At 72.8% G+C, this 19,963-nt stretch carries 22 protein-coding genes; 14 read left to right on the plus strand and 8 right to left on the minus strand.

What is annotated here, in order from left to right; all coding sequences use genetic code 11:
• Positions 1 to 9: 9 nt before the first annotated feature.
• Positions 10 to 840 (minus strand): pyruvate, water dikinase regulatory protein, encoded by an 831-nt coding sequence (locus tag EOE48_RS03265; protein ID WP_127727348.1) that lies wholly within the window; start codon positions 838 to 840, stop codon positions 10 to 12.
• 537 nt (positions 841 to 1,377) lie between these two features.
• On the opposite strand from EOE48_RS03265, the gene hemE reads away from it, so the two are divergent.
• The 6 genes from hemE (at position 1,378) to EOE48_RS03295 (ending at position 5,753) form a co-directional block, all read left to right on the plus strand.
• The gene (hemE, locus tag EOE48_RS03270; RefSeq protein WP_127727349.1) at positions 1,378 to 2,475 is read left to right on the plus strand and encodes a uroporphyrinogen decarboxylase; all 1,098 of its coding nucleotides are present in this window, start codon (positions 1,378 to 1,380) and stop codon (positions 2,473 to 2,475) included.
• Positions 2,476 to 2,567: 92 nt separating this feature from the next.
• On the plus strand, positions 2,568 to 2,993 hold the full coding sequence (hemJ, locus tag EOE48_RS03275) for a protoporphyrinogen oxidase HemJ (protein WP_127727350.1): 426 nt from the start codon (positions 2,568 to 2,570) through the stop codon (positions 2,991 to 2,993).
• On the plus strand, positions 2,993 to 3,850 hold the full coding sequence (locus EOE48_RS03280) for an alpha/beta hydrolase (protein WP_127727351.1): 858 nt from the start codon (positions 2,993 to 2,995) through the stop codon (positions 3,848 to 3,850). The genes hemJ and EOE48_RS03280 overlap by 1 nt, the downstream gene beginning before the upstream one ends.
• Positions 3,851 to 3,871: 21 nt before the next feature.
• The gene (locus EOE48_RS03285; RefSeq protein ID WP_127727352.1) at positions 3,872 to 4,708 is read left to right on the plus strand and encodes an acid phosphatase; all 837 of its coding nucleotides are present in this window, start codon (positions 3,872 to 3,874) and stop codon (positions 4,706 to 4,708) included.
• Positions 4,709 to 5,069: 361 nt separating this feature from the next.
• Positions 5,070 to 5,483 (plus strand): hypothetical protein, encoded by a 414-nt coding sequence (locus EOE48_RS03290; RefSeq protein WP_127727353.1) that lies wholly within the window; start codon positions 5,070 to 5,072, stop codon positions 5,481 to 5,483.
• Positions 5,484 to 5,516: 33 nt separating this feature from the next.
• Positions 5,517 to 5,753: a hypothetical protein gene (locus tag EOE48_RS03295; RefSeq protein ID WP_127727354.1), complete on the plus strand. Its 237-nt coding sequence runs from the start codon at positions 5,517 to 5,519 to the stop codon at positions 5,751 to 5,753.
• Positions 5,754 to 5,881: 128 nt separating this feature from the next.
• Here EOE48_RS03295 and EOE48_RS03300 read toward each other — a convergent pair whose 3' ends face one another.
• Positions 5,882 to 6,820 carry a site-specific tyrosine recombinase XerD gene (locus EOE48_RS03300; protein WP_127727355.1) on the minus strand — a complete coding sequence of 313 codons (939 nt, stop codon included), beginning with the start codon at positions 6,818 to 6,820 and terminating at the stop codon, positions 5,882 to 5,884.
• A complete protein-coding gene (locus tag EOE48_RS03305; RefSeq protein WP_127727356.1) occupies positions 6,817 to 6,969 on the minus strand; it encodes a histidine kinase in 153 nt (50 codons plus the stop codon). Before EOE48_RS03305 ends, EOE48_RS03300 begins: the two co-directional genes overlap by 4 nt.
• Before the next feature lie 209 nt (positions 6,970 to 7,178).
• Between EOE48_RS03305 and EOE48_RS03310 the strand changes: the two genes are divergently transcribed.
• Together EOE48_RS03310 and aroB are read left to right on the plus strand one after the other, a co-directional pair.
• Positions 7,179 to 7,793: a shikimate kinase gene (locus EOE48_RS03310; RefSeq protein WP_127727357.1), complete on the plus strand. Its 615-nt coding sequence runs from the start codon at positions 7,179 to 7,181 to the stop codon at positions 7,791 to 7,793.
• Positions 7,790 to 8,917, plus strand: coding sequence for a 3-dehydroquinate synthase (gene aroB, locus EOE48_RS03315; protein ID WP_127727358.1), 1,128 nt, complete (start codon positions 7,790 to 7,792; stop codon positions 8,915 to 8,917). The genes EOE48_RS03310 and aroB overlap by 4 nt, the downstream gene beginning before the upstream one ends.
• A 54-nt stretch (positions 8,918 to 8,971) precedes the next feature.
• Here the strand turns inward: aroB and EOE48_RS03320 are convergent, their stop codons facing one another.
• The 3 genes from EOE48_RS03320 to EOE48_RS03330 form a co-directional block, all read right to left on the minus strand.
• Entirely contained in the window at positions 8,972 to 9,328 is a 357-nt protein-coding gene (locus EOE48_RS03320) for a c-type cytochrome (protein WP_127727359.1), read from the minus strand.
• Between the two features lie 187 nt (positions 9,329 to 9,515).
• Positions 9,516 to 10,205 carry an SDR family NAD(P)-dependent oxidoreductase gene (locus EOE48_RS03325; RefSeq protein ID WP_127727360.1) on the minus strand — a complete coding sequence of 230 codons (690 nt, stop codon included), beginning with the start codon at positions 10,203 to 10,205 and terminating at the stop codon, positions 9,516 to 9,518.
• Positions 10,206 to 10,309: 104 nt separating this feature from the next.
• The gene (locus tag EOE48_RS03330; protein ID WP_127727361.1) at positions 10,310 to 10,897 is read right to left on the minus strand and encodes a MarR family winged helix-turn-helix transcriptional regulator; all 588 of its coding nucleotides are present in this window, start codon (positions 10,895 to 10,897) and stop codon (positions 10,310 to 10,312) included.
• A gap of 283 nt (positions 10,898 to 11,180) precedes the next feature.
• Here EOE48_RS03330 and EOE48_RS03335 point away from each other — a divergent pair, with 283 nt between their 5' ends.
• The 3 genes from EOE48_RS03335 (at position 11,181) to EOE48_RS03345 (ending at position 14,747) form a co-directional block, all read left to right on the plus strand.
• Positions 11,181 to 12,017 carry a creatininase family protein gene (locus EOE48_RS03335; protein ID WP_127727362.1) on the plus strand — a complete coding sequence of 279 codons (837 nt, stop codon included), beginning with the start codon at positions 11,181 to 11,183 and terminating at the stop codon, positions 12,015 to 12,017.
• A 60-nt stretch (positions 12,018 to 12,077) separates the two neighbouring features.
• Entirely contained in the window at positions 12,078 to 13,040 is a 963-nt protein-coding gene (locus tag EOE48_RS03340; RefSeq protein ID WP_127727363.1) for a CobW family GTP-binding protein, read from the plus strand.
• 90 nt (positions 13,041 to 13,130) lie between these two features.
• Positions 13,131 to 14,747: an adenylate/guanylate cyclase domain-containing protein gene (locus EOE48_RS03345; protein ID WP_127727364.1), complete on the plus strand. Its 1,617-nt coding sequence runs from the start codon at positions 13,131 to 13,133 to the stop codon at positions 14,745 to 14,747.
• Between the two features lie 12 nt (positions 14,748 to 14,759).
• Here the strand turns inward: EOE48_RS03345 and EOE48_RS03350 are convergent, their stop codons facing one another.
• Positions 14,760 to 15,308, minus strand: a complete 549-nt coding sequence (locus EOE48_RS03350; protein WP_127727365.1) for a ComEA family DNA-binding protein — start codon at positions 15,306 to 15,308, stop codon at positions 14,760 to 14,762.
• Between the two features lie 446 nt (positions 15,309 to 15,754).
• On the opposite strand from EOE48_RS03350, the gene EOE48_RS03355 reads away from it, so the two are divergent.
• Genes EOE48_RS03355 through modC form a run of 3 tightly spaced genes read left to right on the plus strand, consistent with a single transcriptional unit; the run spans position 15,755 to position 18,973 of the window.
• Complete coding sequence (locus EOE48_RS03355; RefSeq protein ID WP_127727366.1) at positions 15,755 to 17,137, plus strand: class II 3-deoxy-7-phosphoheptulonate synthase; 1,383 nt, start codon at positions 15,755 to 15,757, stop codon at positions 17,135 to 17,137.
• A 49-nt stretch (positions 17,138 to 17,186) separates the two neighbouring features.
• Complete coding sequence (gene modB / locus EOE48_RS03360) at positions 17,187 to 17,870, plus strand: molybdate ABC transporter permease subunit (protein WP_127727367.1); 684 nt, start codon at positions 17,187 to 17,189, stop codon at positions 17,868 to 17,870.
• The gene (gene modC / locus EOE48_RS03365) at positions 17,867 to 18,973 is read left to right on the plus strand and encodes a molybdenum ABC transporter ATP-binding protein (protein WP_127727368.1); all 1,107 of its coding nucleotides are present in this window, start codon (positions 17,867 to 17,869) and stop codon (positions 18,971 to 18,973) included. The genes modB and modC overlap by 4 nt, the downstream gene beginning before the upstream one ends.
• A gap of 89 nt (positions 18,974 to 19,062) precedes the next feature.
• Here modC and EOE48_RS03370 read toward each other — a convergent pair whose 3' ends face one another.
• Positions 19,063 to 19,785, minus strand: a complete 723-nt coding sequence (locus EOE48_RS03370; RefSeq protein WP_187371307.1) for a DUF4142 domain-containing protein — start codon at positions 19,783 to 19,785, stop codon at positions 19,063 to 19,065.
• Positions 19,786 to 19,963 lie beyond the last annotated feature (178 nt).

The raw sequence follows: 19,963 nt of genomic DNA on the forward strand, positions 1-19,963 counted from the left end.
TCGGGCGCGTCAGGTGGCGATGAACTTCATCCGGTGCTCGCGGTGGAGGTCGACGATCGTCGCCGCCGTCTCCTCGATCGAGCGCCGGGTCACGTCGATCACCGGCCAGCGGTTGCGGGCGAACAGCCGGCGCGAGGTCGCGATCTCGTTGGCCACCGCGTCGCGGTCGACATAGGGCGAATCCTCGTCGGCCTTGAGGCTGAGCAGCCGGTTCTGGCGGATCTGCACGATCCGCTCCGGCGAGGCGATCAGCCCGACGACCAGCGCCCGGCGCAGGGTCTCCAGCACCGGCGGCGGCGGCACGCCCGGGACGAGCGGGATGTTGGCGGTCTTGAGGCCGCGATTGGCGAGGTAGATCGCGGTCGGGGTCTTCGAGGTCCGGCTGACGCCGAGCAGCACCACGTCGGCCTCGTCGAGGTCGACCGGCAGGTTGCCGTCGTCGTGCGCCAGGGTGAAGTTCATCGCGTCGATGCGCTTGAAGTACTCGGCGTTCAGCATGTGCTGGGCGCCGGGCCGCGCGGTCGAATGGGCGCCGAGATAGGATTGCAGCAGGCTGTGCACCGGCTCCAGCACCGACAGGGCCGGCGAGCCGGTGGCCCGGCACGCCTCCTCCAGCCGCTCGGTCAGCTCGTGCCCGACGAGGGTGTAGAGCACGATGCCGGGCGCCTGCTCGATCTCGTTGATGACCCGCTCCAGCTGGGTCCCCGAGCGCACCAGCGGATAGACGTGCTCGATCGCCGAGACGCCCTCGTACTGCGCCGCCGCGGCGCGGCCGACATTGATGAGGGTCTCGCCGGTGGAGTCCGAGACGAGGTGGAGGTGAAAGTAGCTGCGGACCACGTGGACTCCCCGGCCGGGCGGTGAGGGGCCGGACCGGTCCGGCGCGCGCGATCCCCGCCCCGGGCCGGTTATGCACCCCGGGGCGCGTCGGGAGTCGACAAGTGTGGATAATCCGGGCTTGGCCGCAGGTCCAGGCGGCGGGCGCCTCCGCTCATCGACTCCCGCGTCAACAGACGCGAGGGTGCCGGGACGGCGCGACGGGCCGATGGGAGAATCCGGGACCCGGTCGGCCGCGGGAGAGGATCGCGGGGCGCAAGCCCCTCACCTCTCACGCGATCCCTGCATATTGAACGGAACCTGTTAAAGCCCTCTTAACGCCGTCGCCGCGGGGAGAGGCTGTGGACGCCGCTGGCAGCGCGTGATTCCGCCCCCCAATAGAAAAAACAGAGTCCTAGATTCCTATCTTCCTTTTATGAGAGGCCGGCTGGGGACGCGTCGCGGCGCACGAAGCGACCAAGGGTCCCCCTGTCGGACGGAGGCTCTGCGGTTAGATCGAGCCGACGGCCTGCGGGCCGATGACGAGGGAGAACGACGAGCGTGACGCCGAACACCTCCGAGGCAGCCCGTGGGGCTGCCGCCGCCCGCCGGCCGGTGCTGCGCGTCCTCGGCGGCGAGGCGCTGTCGCCCCCGCCGGCCTGGATGATGCGGCAGGCCGGCCGCTACCTGCCGGAATATCGCGAGGTGCGGGCGCAGGCCGGCTCGTTCCTCGACCTGTGCTACAATCCGGACTTCGCCACCGAGGTCACGCTCCAGCCGATCCGGCGCTTCGGCTTCGAGGCGGCGATCCTGTTCTCCGACATCCTGGTGGTGCCGCACGCGCTCGGCCAGGACGTGCGCTTCGTCGAGGGCGAGGGGCCGCGCCTCGATCCCCTCGCCGGGCAGGCCGAGTTCGATGCCCTGCGCGGGCCCGACGACCCGGCGGTGATGGGCCGGCTCGCGCCGGTCTTCGAGACGGTGTCGCGCCTGCGGGCGGGCCTGCCCGACGCCACCACCCTGCTCGGCTTCTGCGGCGCGCCCTGGACGGTGGCGAGCTACATGATCGGCGGGCGCGGCACGCCCGATCTCGCCCCCTCGCGGGCGCTCGGCGCCCGCGACCCGGCGCTCCTCGACGCGCTGATCGACCGGCTGGTGAGCGTCTCGATCGAGTACCTCGCCCGGCAATGCGCCGCCGGGGCCGACGCGGTGCAGATCTTCGAGAGCCATGCCGGCGCCCTGCCGGCGGTTCCGGAGGGCGAGACCGGCGACGCCCTGGCGCGCTGGAGCCTGCGCCCGATCGCCCGGATCGTCGCCGGCCTGCGGGCGCGGGCGCCGGGGGTGCGGATCATCGTGTTCGCCCGCGGCTCGGGGCTCGACGGGCATGCCCGGGTCGTCGCCGAGACCGGCGCCGACGCGGTCGGGGTCGACTGGGCGGTGGATCTCGCGGCCCTGCGCGCCCGCCTGCCGGCTGGCACCGTAACCCAGGGCAACCTCGCCCCCGAGACCTTGATCGCCGGTGGCGACGCCCTCGACGCGGCGGTGGACGCGATCCGCGCCGCCACCGCGGGCACGCCGCACGTGTTCAACCTCGGCCACGGCATCACCCCGCAGACGCCGATCGCGCATGTCGAGCGCATGCTCGACCGGCTTCGCAGGTGATGTCGAGCGCATGCTCGACAGGCTCCGCAAGTGATGTCGAGCGCACGCTCGACAGATTCCGGCGCTGATCCTCTCCGAACCCAGGACCCCCCGTGCTCTATCTCTGGATCAAGGCCGGCCACATCCTCGCGCTGATCGCCTGGATGGCCGCGATGCTCTACCTGCCGCGCCTGTTCGTCTATCACGCCGCCGCACCGGCGGGCTCGGCCCAGAGCGAGACCTTCAAGGTGATGGAGCGGCGCCTCGCCAAGGGGATCATGCTGCCGGGCATGATCGCCACCTGGGTGTTCGGCATCACGCTGGCGGTGCAGAGCGGCGCGTTCTCGCAGGGCTGGCTCCACGCCAAGCTGGCGCTGGTCGTGGCGATGAGCGGCCTGCACGGCTGGTTCTCGCGGATGGTCAAGGACTTCGCCGCCGACCGCAACACCCGCACGCCGAACTTCTACCGGGTGATCAACGAGGTCCCGACGCTGCTGATGATCGTCATCGTGATCCTCGTCGTGGTGAAGCCGTTCTGATGCCCCATCGCCGCCTCATCCTCCGCCTCGCCGGCCGCGACGTCGACCTCGGCTGCGACACGATCGGCGAGGGGCCCGACGCGCTGCTGCTGCCGGCCCTGTCGTCGATCGCCACCCGGGAGGAGATGCGGCCGCTGGCCGGGCACCTCGCGGGGCACTTCCGCTGCCTCGTGCCGGACTGGCCCGGCTTCGGCGCCGAGGCGCGGGCGCGGGTGCCGCTGGCCCCCGCGACCCTGCACGCCTTCCTCGACGCCCTGGCGGAGGCCCGGCCGGGCCCGTATGCGCTGGGCGTCGCGGCCGGGCACGGTGCCGGCTACCTCGTGGCGGCGGCGCGGCGCCATCCCGGGTTGTTCGCGCGGCTCGTCCTCGTCGCGCCGACCTGGCGCGGGCCGCTGCCGACCGCGATGGGACCGGAGCGGCGGCCGCTGTTCCGGCGCCTGCGCCGGGCGGTCGAGACGCCGCTCGTCGGCGACCTCCTCTACCGTCTCAACGTCTCGACGCCGATCGTGTCGCGGATGATGCAGGCCCACGTCTACGCCGACCCGGCGCGGGTGACCCCCGAGGTCCTGGCCGACAAGCGCCGGGTGACGAATCAGCCCGGCGCCCGCTTCGGCACCGCGGCCTTCGTCACCGGCGGCCTCGACCCGGTCGAGACGCGCGAGGAGTTCCTGGCGCTGTTCCGCCCCGGCCTGCCGCCGGTGACGGTGCTGCGCCCGGCCGGCGCGCCGCGCCGCTCCGGCGCCGAGATGGAGGCGCTGGCCGCCTCCGGCCTCGTGACCGCCGCGACGATCCCGGGGGCGCTGGCGGCGCACGAGGAGCATCCCGACGCCGTCGCGGCGGCGATCCTCGCCGCCTGAGCCGACACCGCAGGAGACCGCATGCCCCGCCCGATCCCGGTCCTCGCCGCCTTCCTGCTCGCCGCGGCGGCGATCCACGGGGCGAACGCCCAGGAGGCGGCGCCGCCGATCGCCGCCGACCCGGTGCGGCCGGGCAAGCCCGCGCGGGTGCCCTACCTCGCGCCGGGCGCCCTCGACACCACGGCGGTGCTGCCGCCGCCCCCGCCCCCGGGCAGCGAGGCCGCCCGGGCCGACAAGGCGGCCTACGACGCCACCCGGGCGCTGAAGGACACGCCGCGCTGGCATCTCGCCACCCACGACGTGGCGTCCGGGGTGGCGAGCCTGCTCGACGACTTCTCGTGCAGCATCGGCCGGCGTCTCGATCCGGCCCGGCTGCCGGTGCTGATCGGCGTGCTCGAACGGGCCCGCCTCGACGTGGTCGAGGCGGTGCGGCGCCCCAAGGAGGTCTACCGGCGCGAGCGGCCGCATCTCGGCAACGATGCCCCGATCTGCGTCGCGCGCACCGAGCCGCTGGCGCGCAGCCCGTCCTACCCGTCCGGCCACACCACCGAGGGCTGGACCTTCGCGCTGATCCTCGCGGCGGCGATGCCCGAGCACGCCACCGCGATCCTGCGGCGCGGGCGCATCTACGGCGAGAGCCGCATCGTCTGCGGCGTGCACTGGCCGAGCGACGTCGAGGCCGGACGCGACAACGGCGCGGCCCTGTTCGCCGCGCTCCAGGGCAGCGCCGCCTTCCGGGCCGACCTCGACGCCGCCCGGGCCGAACTGGCGGCGATCCTGCCCGCCCTCGGCGCCGCCGATCCCGACCCGGCGACCTGCGCCATGGAGGCCGCCGCGGCCGGAAAGCCGGTGCCCTGAGCGATGAGACGGAATCCGGACGATCACGTCCGGATTCCGTCTCCCCAGCCCGCGCGCCGCCTGAGCGGAGTCGAAATCCGCATCGCGAATGCGATCCGCCAGGATCGCCTGAAGCGATCATCCGGATTTCGTATGACACGTCCCGGTTGAGCCAATCCGGGTTACCACCGCATCGTCTTCGCGCCCTCGCGGCGGCCGGGACGAAGGTCGTCGCCGGATCCGCGACCGCAACCGGCGGGCCGCGCAGACGCGGCACAACGACCGATTGTCGCCGAAGACGGCCCTTGCCTATTTGTCCCGCTGGACGTCATCTTGCCGGCGACGCTCGGCTACCCGGCAGAACAGAGCGGAAAGGGACACGATGCCTCTCGACGACCCGCCGGTCGCACGAAGTCTGGCCCTCGTGGCGGAGATGCAGAAACGCGTGGCGGCCCTCAGGGAGGAAGCCGAGAAGGTGCGCCGCAACATCGCGGAGTTCCGCGCGCTGCTGACCCCGGCAGTGTCCGAGCGGACGATCGCGCCCCCGCCACCGGCCGCCAAGCCGTGCCTGCCGATCAAGGCGGTCAGCCCGCCGCCGCCGCGGATCCCGGTCGCGCCGGCGGCCGACCCGGAGGTGCTCGACGGACTCGCCAGGACCCTGATCGAGGCCCACCGGCTGTCCGAACTCGACGGCGATGCGGTGCTCAGGGATCTGGTCGAGGCGGCGCTGACCCATGTCGGCTTCCGCCTCAGCGACCACATCCCCCCGTCCCAGGCCGGCGTGCCCATCCACTGAGCGGTGCTCGGCTCGGGTGACGGAGATCCCTGCGTGAGCCTCGTCCACAACGAGCGGACCAAGCTGACGGCGACATACCTGAATACGGCCGCGGACGGCATGGTCACGGCTGGGGTGATCGCGCCGCTTGCCGCCGCTGCGTTCGGGGTCTCGGGAGCCTCGGGACATCTGCCAACGTTGACACTCGCACTCGGTGTCCTGATCTTCCTGTTCGGGAGCATCGCTCTCCACGCCCCCGCCCGCTACGTGCTCAAGGGGCTGAAGCCATGACCGACATCCAGATCCTGGCCTTCATCGTGACGCCCCTGTTTGCCGTCGCGCTCGGCTGGGCTGTCGCCTATTGGGCCCGACACGTCGCGGAGTGATCGGTTCTCGGAACCGATCGCTCGACGATCGGATCACGCATCGGCGAGCGGGTGCAGGTCGCGCACCATGTCCTTCAGGCGCTCGTCGAGGACGTGGGTGTAGATCTGGGTGGTCGAGATGTCGGCGTGGCCGAGCAGTTCCTGCACCACCCGCAGGTCGGCGCCGTTCTGGAGCAGGTGGCTGGCGAAGGCGTGGCGCAGCACGTGCGGGCTCACCCGGTCGGCGCGGATTCCGGCGGCGGCGGCCACCGCCTTGAGGTCGCGGGCGAAGGCCTGCCGGGTCAGGTGGCCGCTCTCGCTGTCGGCGGGAAACAGCCACGGACCCGCGGCCGGCAGGTCGGCGAGATGCGCGATCATCGCCGCGCGGGCGACGTCGGTGAGCGGCACCAGCCGCTCGCGGCCGCCCTTGCCGCGCACCATCAGGAAGCGCTCGCGGGTGCGCGCCGCGGCGCGCGGCAGCGCCACCAGTTCCGAGACGCGCAGGCCCGTGGCGTAGAGGAGTTCGAGCAGGCACAGCATCCGGCGCCCCCGCGCCGCCTCGCCGGGTCCCGCGTCGGGGCGCTCGGCCGCCGCCTTGGCGACGGCGAGCAGGCGGTCGACCTCGGCCACCGACAGCACCTTCGGCAGCGGCCGCCCGCGCTTGGGCCCGGCGACCGGGGCGGTCGGGTCGGTCTCGGCAAGGCCCTCGGCGTAGAGGAAGCGGTGGAAGCCGCGCAGGCACGACAGGCGCCGGGCCGAGGACGAGGCCGACAGGCCGCGCCCGGCGAGGTCGGCCATGTAGCCGCGTACCGCCGGCGCCTCGACCGTCGCCGGGTCGAGGGTGTGGGCGCCGAGATACGCGAGGTAGTCGTCGAGGTCGCGCCGGTAGGCCGCGAGGGTGTTGGCCGCGGCCCCGCGCTCGGCCGCCAGCATGTCGAGATAGGATTGCGCCGCCCCGGAACCGGCCCGGGCGGCGGGGCTCGTCCGGCTCATCGGCCCGGCGGCTGGAGCTTCGAGGCCGGGATCGTCACGGACATCTCCCGCGGCGTCGGCTCGACGAAGGTGGCGAGCGCGAACATCGCCGCGTAGGCGAGCCCGGCCAGGATCGCCACGACGACGAGGAAGCGGAACAGGGTCGGCACGTCGGACGAACCTCGAAGCTACGCGAAACAGGGGCCGGTCCAGGGCCCGGCGTCGCCGCGGGGCCCGTCCGTTCGACCATGGGCGGCCAAGCCTGACAAGGGCGGCCGCCCGGCCGATGTCGGATTGCGCAGGGCTGTTGCGCCGCTGCCGTGAATCCGCAGAATCTCGGACGTTTCGTCCCGCCGGGAAAACAGGTTAAGAACGCCGCATGGCCGAGTCCCGCCCCACCGCCGACACGATCGAGAGCCGCGTCCGGCGGGGCGTCGGGGCGCGCTCGATCGTGCTCGTCGGGCTGATGGGCGCGGGCAAGAGCACGGTCGGCAAGCGCCTGTCGAGCCGCCTCGGCCTGATCTTCAAGGACGCCGACCACGAGATCGAGGCGGCGGCCGGCCTGACCATTCCCGACATCTTCGCCATCTACGGCGAGGCGAGCTTTCGCGATGGCGAGGAGCGGGTGATCGCCCGCCTCCTGCGCGAGGGACCGATGGTGCTCGCCACCGGCGGCGGCGCCTTCATGCGGCCGGAGACCCGCCGGCGCATCGCCGAGGCCGGCGTCTCGGTCTGGCTCAAGGCGGAACTCGAGGTGCTGATGCGCCGGGTGCGCAAGCGGCCCGGCCGGCCGCTGCTGCAGAACGAGGACCCCGAAGGAACGATGCGCAGGCTGATGGACACCCGCCACCCGGTCTACGGCGACGCCGACGTGATCGTGGTGTCGCGCGACGTGTCGCACGACCGGGTCGTGCAGGACGTGCTGGAGGCCCTCGACGCCTACCTGCTGCGCCCGCAGGAGGACCCGTCCCTGCGCGGCGTCGCCGCCCAATGAGCCCGGCCGAGACCGTGCACGTCCCCCTCGACGGGGGGCGGGCCTACGACATCCTGGTCGGGCGCGGGCTGCTCGCCGGAATCGGGCCGCGGGTGGCGGAACTCGGCGCGCGGGCGGTGGCGGTGGTCAGCGACACGACCGTCGCGGGCCTCTACGGCGAGGCGGTGCTGGGGTCCCTGCGCGAGGCGGGCCTGCGCGCCGGCCTCGTCACCGTGGCGCCGGGCGAGGGCTCGAAGAGCTACGCCACCCTGGCGGCGGTCTGCGACGGGCTGCTCGCCGAACGGATCGAGCGACGCGACCTCGTGCTGGCCCTCGGCGGCGGCGTGGTCGGCGACCTCGCGGGTTTCGCGGCGGCGATCCTGCGGCGCGGCGTGCGCTTCGTCCAGGCGCCCACCTCCCTGCTCGCCCAGGTCGATTCCTCGGTCGGGGGCAAGACCGGGATCAACTCGCCCCACGGCAAGAACCTCGTCGGCGCCTTCCACCAGCCCGTGCTGGTCCTGGCCGACACCGCGACGCTCGACAGCCTGACGCCGCGGGAGATGCGGGCGGGCTACGCCGAGGTGGCGAAGTACGGCCTCATCGACGATCCGGCCTTCTTCGCCTGGTGCGAGGCGCGCTTCGGCGAGATCTTCGCCGGGGGACCGGCCCGCGAGACCGCGGTCGCCGCCTGCTGCCGCGCCAAGGCCGGCGTGGTGGTGCGTGACGAGCGCGAGGACGGCGAACGGGCGCTGCTCAATCTCGGCCACACCTTCGCCCATGCCCTGGAGCGGCTGACCAACTACGACTCGGCCCGGCTCGTCCACGGCGAGGCGGTGGCGATCGGCCTCGCCCTCGCGTTCCGGTTCTCGGCCCGCCTCGGCCTGTGCCCGGGCCAGGAGGCCGGCCGCGTCGCCAACCACCTCGCCCTCGCGGGCCTGCCGACGACGCTGCGGGCGGTGCCCGGCGGCTGCGGCGACGCCGACAGCCTCCTCGACGCCATGCGCCAGGACAAGAAGGTGCGCGACGGCGCGCTGACCTTCATCCTCGCCCGCGGCATCGGCCGCAGCTTCATCGCCCCCGGCATCGATCCGGGGGAGGTGCGGGCGTTCCTGGCGGACGAACTGGAGCGGGATCCCCGCTCCTGAACCGGGAGCCCCGACCCCGGGAAAGCCCGGTGCCGCGCACCGGGCCGCTGCGGCTTACTGCTGGGTCTTGAGGTAGGCGACCAGGTCGTCGAGCTTCTTCTCGTCCTTCATGCCGGCATAGACCATCTTGGTGCCCGGCACGGTGCCCTTGGGATCGGCGAGCCACTTCTTCATCGTCGGCTCGTCCCAGGTCAGGCCGGAGCTCTTCATCGGGGCCGAATAGTTGTAGCCCTCGTGGGTCCCGGCCTTGCGGCCGATGACGCCCTTGAGGTCGGGGCCGACGCCGTTCTTGCCGAAGGCGTGGCAGGCCTTGCAGACCGCGAACGCCTTCTCGCCGGCCGCGGCGTCCTGCGCCTGCGCCGCCACGGGCAGGAGCACCGCCACGACCGCACCCAGGATGATCTGACGCATAGGGTTTCCTCCGAGAACTGACGGCTTGGTCACCGTCACGGCCGAGCTTTAGAACTGTTAGCCTTAAAAACGCGACCGGCCGCCGGCCGGTGCGTGCGACGAAAGGAAGCTCACCGGAAGGGTCCGAATCAAGCGGACCAAAGTCCGGCGCGGCAACCGGTCCGCGCCGGGACGAGCTTCCGTCCGCTCACCACGGCACCGTCGCTCCGGCATGGTCGAGATAGACGCAGCCCCGGCGGCCGAGCTGCCCTTCCACCACCCGGACCATGCCGGCGGTGCTGGTCGCGACGTCGAGGTCGGCCTCCGGCCCGCCCATGTCGGTGCGCACCCAGCCCGGATGCATCAGCACGACGCCGAAGTCCGCGTCGCCGTGGCGGAGCGCGAAGCTGCGCGCGAGGGTGTTGAGCGCCGCCTTGCTCGCCCGGTAGGTCTCCCAGCCGCCGGATTCGTTGCCGCCGACGCTGCCGAGCACCGAACTCATCAGCACCACCAGCCCGCCGGGCGCGACCCGGTCGGCGAAGGTCTCGGCGAAGCGGATCGGGCTGATCGCGTTGGTCTCGTAGACCTTGAGGGCGGTGGCCCGCTCGACCTCCGGCGCCGGCCGGTGCGCGTCGGTGGCGACGCCCGCGACCACGAACACGACGGCGAACCGCGTCCCCGCCAGGGTGTCGTGGAGCGCCGCCACCGCCGCGTCGTCGTCGATGTCGACCCGCTCCCGCCGCAGGTTCGGGGAATCCAGGCGGTCGAGGCCGGGCGCCGGACCGCGGGCGGTCGCGGTCACGTCCCAGCCGCGGTCGAGGAAGGTGGTCACGAGGCCGAGGCCGAGGCCGCGGGAGGCGCCGACCACCAGCGCCGAGGTGTTGGGTGTGTCCGTCATGAGCGATCGTCTCCCGAGCGGTCCGCGCGACCGTCCTCGGTCGCCATCCCCGGGGGAGATAGGTTCGTCGTCGCGATCGGCAGGGGGCGCCCGATCCCCGCCGCTCAGTCGCGGTCGTCGTCCCCCGCCGCCTCCAGCGCCTCGGTCTCGAGATCCTCGGCCGCGTCGGCGGCGGCGTGGGCCTCGAGGCCGGCGGCCTCGGCGAGGTTGCGGGTGGCGCGGCGCAGCAGCTTGCGCAGGCGGCGCTTCTCCTTGGGGTCGAAGCCGTCGAGCATCTCGTCCTCGACCTCCTCCCACAGCCGCTCGATCGCCGCCGCCTTGGCGAGCCCCGACTCGGTCAGCCGCACCCGCACGATGCGCCCGTCCCCGGCCTCGGTCCGGCGCTCCACCACCCCGAGGGCGGCGAGCCGGGTGATGGTCTTCGAGGCGGTTGGCGGGCGCACCCGCAGGGTGGCGGCGAGGTCGCCCATCGTCATCGTGCCGGCGGCGGCGAGCGCCTGCACCACCTGCTCCTGGCCGGCGAACAGGTCGAGCGAGGCGAGGCGGTCGCCGACCCGGCCGCGATGCATCCGCGCCGCCTGGACCAGGGCCCAGCCGACGCTGCGCGAGCCCGGCGGGCGCAGGGCCTTGGACGACTTGCGCCGGGCCGCGTCGCCGGACCGGCCCGGCAGGTCCTGTTCGGCCACCGACATGACGGATGCCCCCCTGGCATCGTCCGCGAAGCGGTCGCCACAGGGCGGACGATGCGAAACCAATGGACGCCGCGGCCCGGCTCCGCGCAAGGGCCGCGCCCTGCGGGACCGATCCTGCCGCGACCGTGCCGTCACCGACAGGGCGACCGATCACGCGGCTTCTGCCCGCCCGGCGATGACGTTGCGATGACGGTCGCCGGCCCGGCGGCGGTTGTCCCCGGTCTTCGCCTCGCCGGCGGCGGAGCCCGGCCCTATCCTCCCCGGCCGACACGGAGGCCCCGCCATGCCGGCGCATCACTGGCACGAACTCACCACCGCCGACCTGCCGCCGGAGCGCCTGCGCGCCGCCGTCGCGGTGCTGCCGGTGGCGGCGGTCGAGCAGCACGGGCCGCACCTGCCGCTCGGCACCGACGCGATCATCGCCGAGGGCTACCTCGCCCGCGTCGTCGGGCGGGTGCCCGACGACCTCGACGTGCTGATCCTGCCGGTGCAGACCGTCGGCGCCTCGGCCGAGCATGCGGGCTTTCCCGGCACGCTGAGCCTGTCGCCGGAGACGGCTCTGCGGGCCTGGGGCGAGATCGGCGGCGCGGTGGCGCGGGCCGGCTGCGGCCGGCTGGTGATCGTGACCTCGCACGGCGGCAACAGCGCGCTGATCGACCTCGTGGCGCTCGACCTGCGCGGGCGCCACGGCCTCGTCGCGGTCACCACCGCCTGGAGCCGGTTCGGCTACCCGCCCGGCCTGTTTCCCGACGACGAGATCCGCCACGGCATCCATGGCGGCGGCGTCGAGACCGCCTTGATGCTGGCGCTGCGCCCCGACCTCGTCCGGCGCGAGGCGGTGGCCGACTTCGTGCCCCTGACCCGGGCGATGGAGCGGGACTACACCCACCTGCGCGCCGGGCGCCCGGCCGCCTTCGCGTGGCGGGCCGAGGACCTCAATCCCGCGGGCGCGATCGGCGACGCCACCCTCGGCACCGCCGAGGCCGGCGAGGCGGCGCTCGCCCACGGCGCCGGCGCCTTCGTGGAACTGCTGCGCGACGTCGCCCGCTTCGCCCTGCCGGCGGCGCGGGGCGCCGTGCCGGGTGCCGGTGCAGCGCCACCCTCCCGGCCGGGCGGCTGATACACTATATCAGTCGGGTTCGGCGCCGCGCCCGGCCCACCCCGTCTCGAAGAGTCCCGCATGTCGGAGAAGATCCCCGTCACCGTCCTGACCGGCTACCTCGGCGCCGGCAAGACCACGCTGCTCAACCGCATCCTCACCGAGCCGCACGGCAAGCGCTACGCCGTGATCGTCAACGAGTTCGGCGAGATCGGCATCGACAACGACCTCGTGGTCGGCGCCGACGAGGAAGTGTTCGAGATGAACAACGGCTGCATCTGCTGCACCGTCCGCGGCGACCTCATCCGCATCATGGACGGGCTGATGAAGCGCAAGGGCAAGTTCGACGCGATCATCGTCGAGACGACCGGCCTCGCCGACCCGGCCCCCGTCGCCCAGACCTTCTTCGTCGACCAGGACGTCGGCGAGGCCGCGCGCCTCGACGCGGTGGTGACGGTCGCCGACGCCCAATGGCTGAGCGAGCGCCTGAAGGACGCGCCCGAGGCCAAGAACCAGGTCGCCTTCGCCGACGTGATCCTGCTCAACAAGTCCGACCTCGTCGGGCCCGACGACCTCGCGGCGGTCGAGCGCCGGATCCGGGCGATCAACCCGTCGGCCGAGATCCACCGTACCGAGCGCTGCGCGATCCCCCTCGACCGGGTGCTCGACCGCCGCGCCTTCGACCTCGACCGGATCATCGCGGTCGAGCCCGACTTCCTCGAGGAGGGCCACCATCACCACCATTCCGACGAGATCCGGTCGGTCTCGGCGAAGATGGCCGGCCCGGTCGACCCGAACAAGTTCATGCCGTGGATCTCCGACCTGACCCAGGTCCAGGGCCCCGACATCCTGCGCTGCAAGGGCATCGTCAGCTTCCCCGACGAGCCGCGCCGGTTCGTGTTCCAGGGCGTGCACATGATCCTCGACGGCGACCTCCAGGACGAGTGGAAGCCCGGCGACCCGCGCGAGTCGCGCGTCGTGTTCATCGGCCGCAACCTCGACCCGGAGCGGATCCGCAGCGGCTTCGAGGCCTGCCGGGCCTGACGTGGGGACGGCGGGGCGGGTCATCTTCGTCGCCTCGCCGCCTCCGTCGACTTGGGCTACACGCATCCGTCACCAGCGGAATGCGCGATCATGTCGAAGCGGTCGGATCGAGGCGTCGAGCAGAGCCAGCGGCGGCTGCTGCCCCTCGTCGTCGTGGCGGTGGTCCTCGGTCTGCTCGGCCTGCCGGTCGCCCTCTGGCTCGACCTCAGCCTGCTGTCGGAGCGGATCCTGCGCCAGCAGGCGAGCGAGACCGGCCGGCTCATCAACGACATGCGCGGCTTCTACGCCGAGGAGGTGGTCGACCGGGTGCTCAAGGCCGACCGGCCGGTTTCGGTGACGCACGAGTTCCGCGCGGTGCCGGGCGGCATCCCGATCCCCGCCACCCTGTCGATCGAGCTCGGCCGCCGCATCAGTCACCGCGACGGCGCGGTCGGCTACAAGTTCGTCTCCGACCTGCCGTTCAGGAACCGCGACCCCTACGCCCTCGACCCGTTCGAGCGCTCCGCCCTCGACACCCTGCGCCGGCGGCCCGCCGGCAGCCCGGGGCAGCCGGTGGTCGAGGTCTCCGGCTCGGTCTTCGACCGGCAGGTGCGGATCGCCAGCCCGATCCTGATGGGTCCGGTCTGCGTCTCCTGCCACAACAGCCACCCGCTGAGCCCGAAGACCGACTGGGCGGTCGGCGACGTGCGCGGGATCCAGGAGGTCACGATCCGCCAGCCGATCGAGGCCAACGTCTTCGCGTTCAAGTTCCTGCTCGGCTACCTCGCGCTGGCGGCGGCGGCGGGCATCGGCGTCATCCTGCTCCAGGGCCGGCAGGCCCGCCTGATCCGGGCGATGAACCGCGAACTCTCCACCGCCAACGACTTCCTGGCCGCGATCTCGCTCAAGATCGCCAAGTACCTGCCGCCGCAGATCTACAAGCGGATCTTCAGCGGCGAGAAGGACGTGGTGGTGCAGACCGAGCGCAAGAAGCTCACGATCTTCTTCTCCGACATCAAGGACTTCACCGCCTCGACCGAGCGGCTGCAGCCGGAGGAGCTGACGGCGCTTCTCAACGAGTACTTCACCGAGATGGCGGCGATCGCCGCCCGCCACGGCGGCACGATCGACAAGTTCATCGGCGACGCGATGCTGGTGTTCTTCGGCGATCCCGAGACCCTCGGCGTCAAGGGCGACGCCCGCGCCTGCCTCGCCATGGCGGTCGAGATGCAGCGCCGCCTCGACCAGTTGAACACGGTGTGGCGCAGCCGCGGCATCGAGGCGCCGTTCCGGGCCCGGATGGGCATCAACACCGGCTATTGCAACGTCGGCAATTTCGGCAGCGACGACCGGCTCGACTACACGATCATCGGCGCCGAGGCGAACCTCGCCGCGCGGCTGCAATCCATCGCCGAGCCCGGCGGCATCATGCTGAGCTTCGAGACCTATTCCCAGGTCCGCGACGTGGTGCAGGCGGCGCCGCAGCCGCCGATCCGCATGAAGGGCATCAGCCGCGAGGTCGTGCCCTACGCCGTGCGCGGGCTGACCGGCGACCTCGTGGTCGCCCCGACGGTGATCGCCGAGCAGGCCGCCGGCCTCGAACTGTTCCTCGACGTCGACGCGATCGACGGCGCCTCGGTCGACCTCGCCCGGCGCCGGCTCACCGAGGCGCTGCAGGCCCTCGACCGCAAGGCGCAGCCGGCCTCCGCGGGAGCGACCTCCGCGTGAGCCTCGGCGCGGTCAGCGGACCGTGACCTGATCCTTGATCCGCTCGAAGGTGGAGCGGCTGAGGATGCGCTTCGACAGGAGGTCCTGCGGCCGGGCATAGGGCCGCCCGCCGATGATCGCCTTGCCGATCATGCCGCCGCCGCGCAGGCCGTTCAGTTCGGCGAGCGTCGCGGTGTTGAGGTCGACGGCGCCGGCGGCCGGGAGCGGCGCCGGATCGGCGGGCGCGGGATCGGCCGGCGGCGAGAAGACCGGCGGCGGCGCCGGCGCGACCGGGGGCGGGGCCTGCACGATCGCGGGCGGTGGAACCTGGGCGACCGGCGGCACCGGCGCCGGTTCGGGCCGCGGCGGGGCCGGCTCGGGCGGGCGGGCGCCGGGATAGACCGAGCGCACCGGCTCCTCGGCGGGCTTGGCGGGATCGACCCTGGCGGCCTCGCCGACCTTCGGCGGCTGCGAGACCGGCGCTTCGCCGAAGCGCGCCGACAGCGTCTGCCACAGCAGCGCCAGCCCCGCGGCCAGGACGACGATGACGAGGGCGCGGGTCACGGCCGAACCGGTCAGCATTCCGTGCGGACTCCGCGGGTCAGGAACGATACCCCGTCATGATTAACGTGGGTCAACCGTCGCGAACAGTTGGCGGACGCTCCCGAGCGGCGTCATCCTCAGGCTCTTGCCGGCTTCCCGGTGTCGCACCGGCGGCGGAAAAGGCGACGGGTTCCGTTTTCACGTGAAAACGGCACCGCCCGGCCGCGGATCGGGTCTGCGCCCCGAGCCGGACGGTGCCGTAACGGCCGCCTCGCCTCCGGCTCGAATCCGCCCTATAAGCCGCGCTCCGCCGGACACCGCGCGATCCCCAGGGCGGATGATGCGGTTTTGGACGATTCGTTCGGAGACCGTATCGAAGTCCGCGCGGCGCCGGAGCGGAGCCGATTTTCGCATCGCGAAGCGATCCCGCAGGGATCGCCAGAAGTGATCCATCGAAAATCGTATGAGGTGTGCAGGAGAGGACGATGAGCGAGCGTTGGACCCCGACGAGCTGGCGGCGGCTGCCGATCCAGCAGGTGCCGGACTATCCGGATGCGGCGGCCCTGGAGGCGGTCGAACGTCAGCTCGCGAGCTTTCCGCCGCTGGTCTTCGCCGGCGAGGCGCGCAAGCTGAAGGCGAGTCTGGCCAAGGTCGCGGCCGGCGAGGCGTTCCTGCTCCAGGGCGGCGACTGCGCCGAGAGCTTCGACGAGCATTCCGCCGACAACATCCGCGACTTCTTCCGCGTCTTCCTCCAGATGGCGCTGGTGCTCACCTTCGCCGGCGGCTCGCCGGTGGTGAAGGTCGGGCGCATCGCCGGCCAGTTCGCCAAGCCGCGCTCGTCGCCGACCGAGACCAGCGGCGGCGTCGCGCTGCCGAGCTACCGCGGCGACATCGTCAACGGCCTCGGCTTCACCGAGGAGGAGCGGGTGCCGAGCCCGCAGCGCCAGCTCGAGGCCTATCGCCAGTCGGCCGCGACCCTGAACCTGCTGCGCGCCTTCGCCACCGGCGGCTACGCCAACCTCGAGAACGCCCATCGCTGGATGCTCGGCTTCGTCAAGGACTCGCCCCAGTCCTCGGCCTATGCCGACCTCGCCCAGCGCATGACCGAGACCCTCGACTTCATGCAGGCGATCGGCATCAACCCGGAGACGCACCAGGAGGTGCGCCAGACCGACTTCTACACCAGCCACGAGGCGCTGCTGCTCGGCTACGAGCAGGCGCTGACCCGGGTCGATTCGACCAGCGGCGACTGGTACGCCACGTCGGGCCACATGCTGTGGATCGGCGACCGCACCCGTCAGGCCGACCACGCCCACATCGAGTACGCCCGGGGCATCCGCAACCCGGTCGGCCTCAAATGCGGCCCCTCGCTCAAGCCCGACGACCTGATCCGGCTCGTGGACCTGCTCAACCCGACCAACGAAGCCGGGCGCCTGACCCTGATCTGCCGCTTCGGCGCCGACAAGGTCGGCGACCACCTCCCCGGCCTGATCCGGGCGGTGGAGCGCGAGGGCCGCAAGGTGGTGTGGTCGTGCGACCCGATGCACGGCAACACGGTGACGGCGAACGGCTACAAGACCCGGCCGTTCGACCGGGTGATGAAGGAGATCCAGGGCTTCTTCGACGTCCACCGCGCCGAGGGCACCCATGCCGGCGGCATCCACCTGGAGATGACCGGCAAGAACGTCACCGAGTGCACCGGCGGCGCCCGGGCGCTCACCGCCGAGGATCTGCAGGACCGCTACCACACCTATTGCGACCCGCGGCTCAACGCCGAGCAGGCGCTGGAGGTGGCGTTCCTGACCGCCGACCTCGTCAAGCGCGAGCGCAAGGACAAGGAGCGGCCGCGGATCGAGGCGGCGGAATGATCTGAAGAGGGGCGGCCCGGGCCGCCCCTCTCGTTGTCCGGAGGCCCCCCTGCTGACGCCCGACGAATGGACCGCCCTGCGGCTGAGCCTCCAGGTCGCCGGCGTCGCGACGCTGACGAGCCTCGTCCCCGGCTTCGCCGTGGCCTATCTCCTCGCCCGCGGGTCGTTCCGCGGTCGGGCCGTCCTCGACGGGCTGGTGCATCTGCCGCTGATCCTGCCGCCGGTGGTGACCGGCTACCTCCTGCTCCTCGCCTTCGGCCGCCGCGGCTGGATCGGCCCGGCGCTCGCCGAACTCGGCATCGTGTTCTCGTTCCGCTGGACCGGCGCGGCGCTCGCCTGCGCGGTGATGGGTTTTCCGCTGATGGTACGGGCGATGCGCCTGTCGATCGAGGCGGTGGACGGCAAGCTCGAACAGGCGGCCGCGACCCTCGGCGCGCGGCCCGCGATGGTGTTTCTGCTGGTGACCCTGCCGCTGTCCCTGCCCGGCATCCTCGCCGGGGCGGTGCTCGCCTTCGCCAAGGCGATGGGCGAGTTCGGCGCCACCATCACCTTCGTCTCCAACATCCCGGGCGAGACCCAGACCCTGCCCGCGGCGATCTACACCCTGCTCCAGGTGCCCGGCGGCGAGGCCGGGGCGTTCCGCCTGACGCTGGTCTCGATCGCCGTCTCGATGCTCGCCCTCCTGGCCTCCGAGGGGTTGGCCCGCCGCGCCCGGCTCCGGCTCGGCGCATGATCGAGGTCGCGGTCGTCCACCGGCAGGGCGGCTTCACCCTCGACGCCGCCTTCACGGCCGGGGGCCGGGTCACCGCCCTGTTCGGCCGCTCGGGCTCGGGCAAGACCACCCTGGTCAACGTGCTCGCCGGCCTGCTGCGGCCCGAGCGGGGACGCATCGCGGTCGACGGCCAGGTGCTGCTCGATACCGCGGCCGGCCTCGACGTGCCGGTGCATCGACGCCGGATCGGCTACGTGTTCCAGGACGCGCGCCTGTTCCCGCATCTCGACGTGCGCCGCAACCTGATCTTCGGCCGCCGCTTCGCGCGCGATGCCGCGGGCGGGGCGTCCCTGGCGGACGTCGCCGGCCTGCTCGGCCTCGCGCCGCTCCTCGACCGGCGGCCGGCCGGGCTGTCGGGGGGCGAGCGCCAGCGGGTCGCGATCGGGCGGGCGTTGCTCGCCCGTCCGCGCCTGCTGCTGATGGACGAGCCGCTGGCCGCCCTCGACGAGGCGCGCAAGGCCGAGATCATGCCGTATCTCGCGCGCCTGCGCGACGAGGCCGGGGTGCCGATCGTCTATGTCAGCCACGCGGTCGCCGAGGTGGCGCAACTCGCCGGGACGGTGGTGGTCCTGTCGGAGGGTCGCGTCGCCGCCACCGGGCCGGCGGCCGAGATCCTGCGCCGGGCCGACCTCTTCCACGGCCGCGACGGCGCCGAGGCGGGCACGCTCCTCGACCTGCGGGTCGCCGCGCACGATCCCGGGTTCGGCCTCACTCGCCTCGACGGGCCGGCCGGATCGCTGTCGGTCCCGCTCCTGCCGCAGCCGCCCGGCACGCCGGTGCGGGTGCGGGTGCGCGCCCGCGACGTGCTGATCGCCCGGCCGCCCGTCCCGGATCTCAGCGCCCGCAACCGCCTTGCCGGACGGATCGTCGCCGTGACCGCGGAGGGGAGCGGACCGCATGCGCTGGTGGAGATCGCCTGCGGGCCGGTCCGCCTGACCGCCCGCATCACCCGGCAGGCCGCGCACGCGATGGGGCTGGCGCCGGGCCAGGAGGTGGTTGCAGTCGTGAAGAGCGTCGCCTTCGACAGCGACACGATCGGGATCGCGGGCGAGGTGGAGGTGTGAGGCGGAGCGGGGAAGACGTGCCCGCTCATACGAGAACGGCGGGCCCCGAAGGACCCGCCGCCGCATCGTCGGCGATGAAGGGGTGCCGCTCAGCGGGCGCCCGGCAGGCGCTCGGCCTGGGCGAGGTGCTGCTGCATCACCGGCAGGGCCTGCTCGGCATAGGCGCGCAGGGCCGGGTTCGGTCCGGTCTGGGCATAGGCCTGGTAGCTGGCGACGGTCATGCGGTGCGACTGGACCTGCATCTGCCCGTAGGTCTGGTCGAAGCGCGGGCCGGCCGGGGCGGCGGCGAGCTCGTTCAGCATCGCCTGCTGCTCGGGGCTCAGCGGCACGACCTGGGTCGCGGCGGTGGTGGTCACGTCGCCGTCCATGTCGACCGCGGCCGCGCCGGCGCGGGCCCCGCGCGACATGCCGGTGCCGAGGCCCTCGACCGCGCCGACCGGGCCGCCCTGGAGCGTGCCGCCGACGACGCCCGCCGCCGCGCCGGTGGCGGCGCCGACCGCGGTGCCGGCGATCTGGAACGGCGCCTCGATCAGGCCGCCGACGAGGCCGCCGTTGGTGCCGCGGGCGACGTTCTCACGGCCGCCGAGCAGCGCGACGTTGGCGGCGCGGTGATCGCGGATCGCCTCGCGGGCGAAGGCGCGGACCTGCGGGTTGCGGCTCTTCTCCAGGGCGATCTGGCTCGACTTGACCTCGAACGCATTCGACATCAGGGCCTGCGAGCGGAACTCGTTGAAGTTACCGAGCTGCTGCGCGAAGGCGGGGGTCGCAAGGGCAACGATCAGACCCGAGAGGACAACGGTCTTCTTCATCATGAAATCTCCGAATGGAATAACTGCGTCAGCGGCAGGGATGGGCGAGGATAGACCACGCCCCGGCGCGCGCTGACCGGTCAAGTTACCTGCCCCAACAACCGAAGTTCTCCGGCTTGGTTCCCGAAAAAATTCATCCGGCCGCGGCGGGTTCGAGGGCGCCCCGGCCGGAGCGTTCCGC

Origin of the sequence: Methylobacterium oryzihabitans (genome assembly GCF_004004555.2) — a bacterium.
GTDB lineage: Bacteria > Pseudomonadota > Alphaproteobacteria > Rhizobiales > Beijerinckiaceae > Methylobacterium > Methylobacterium oryzihabitans.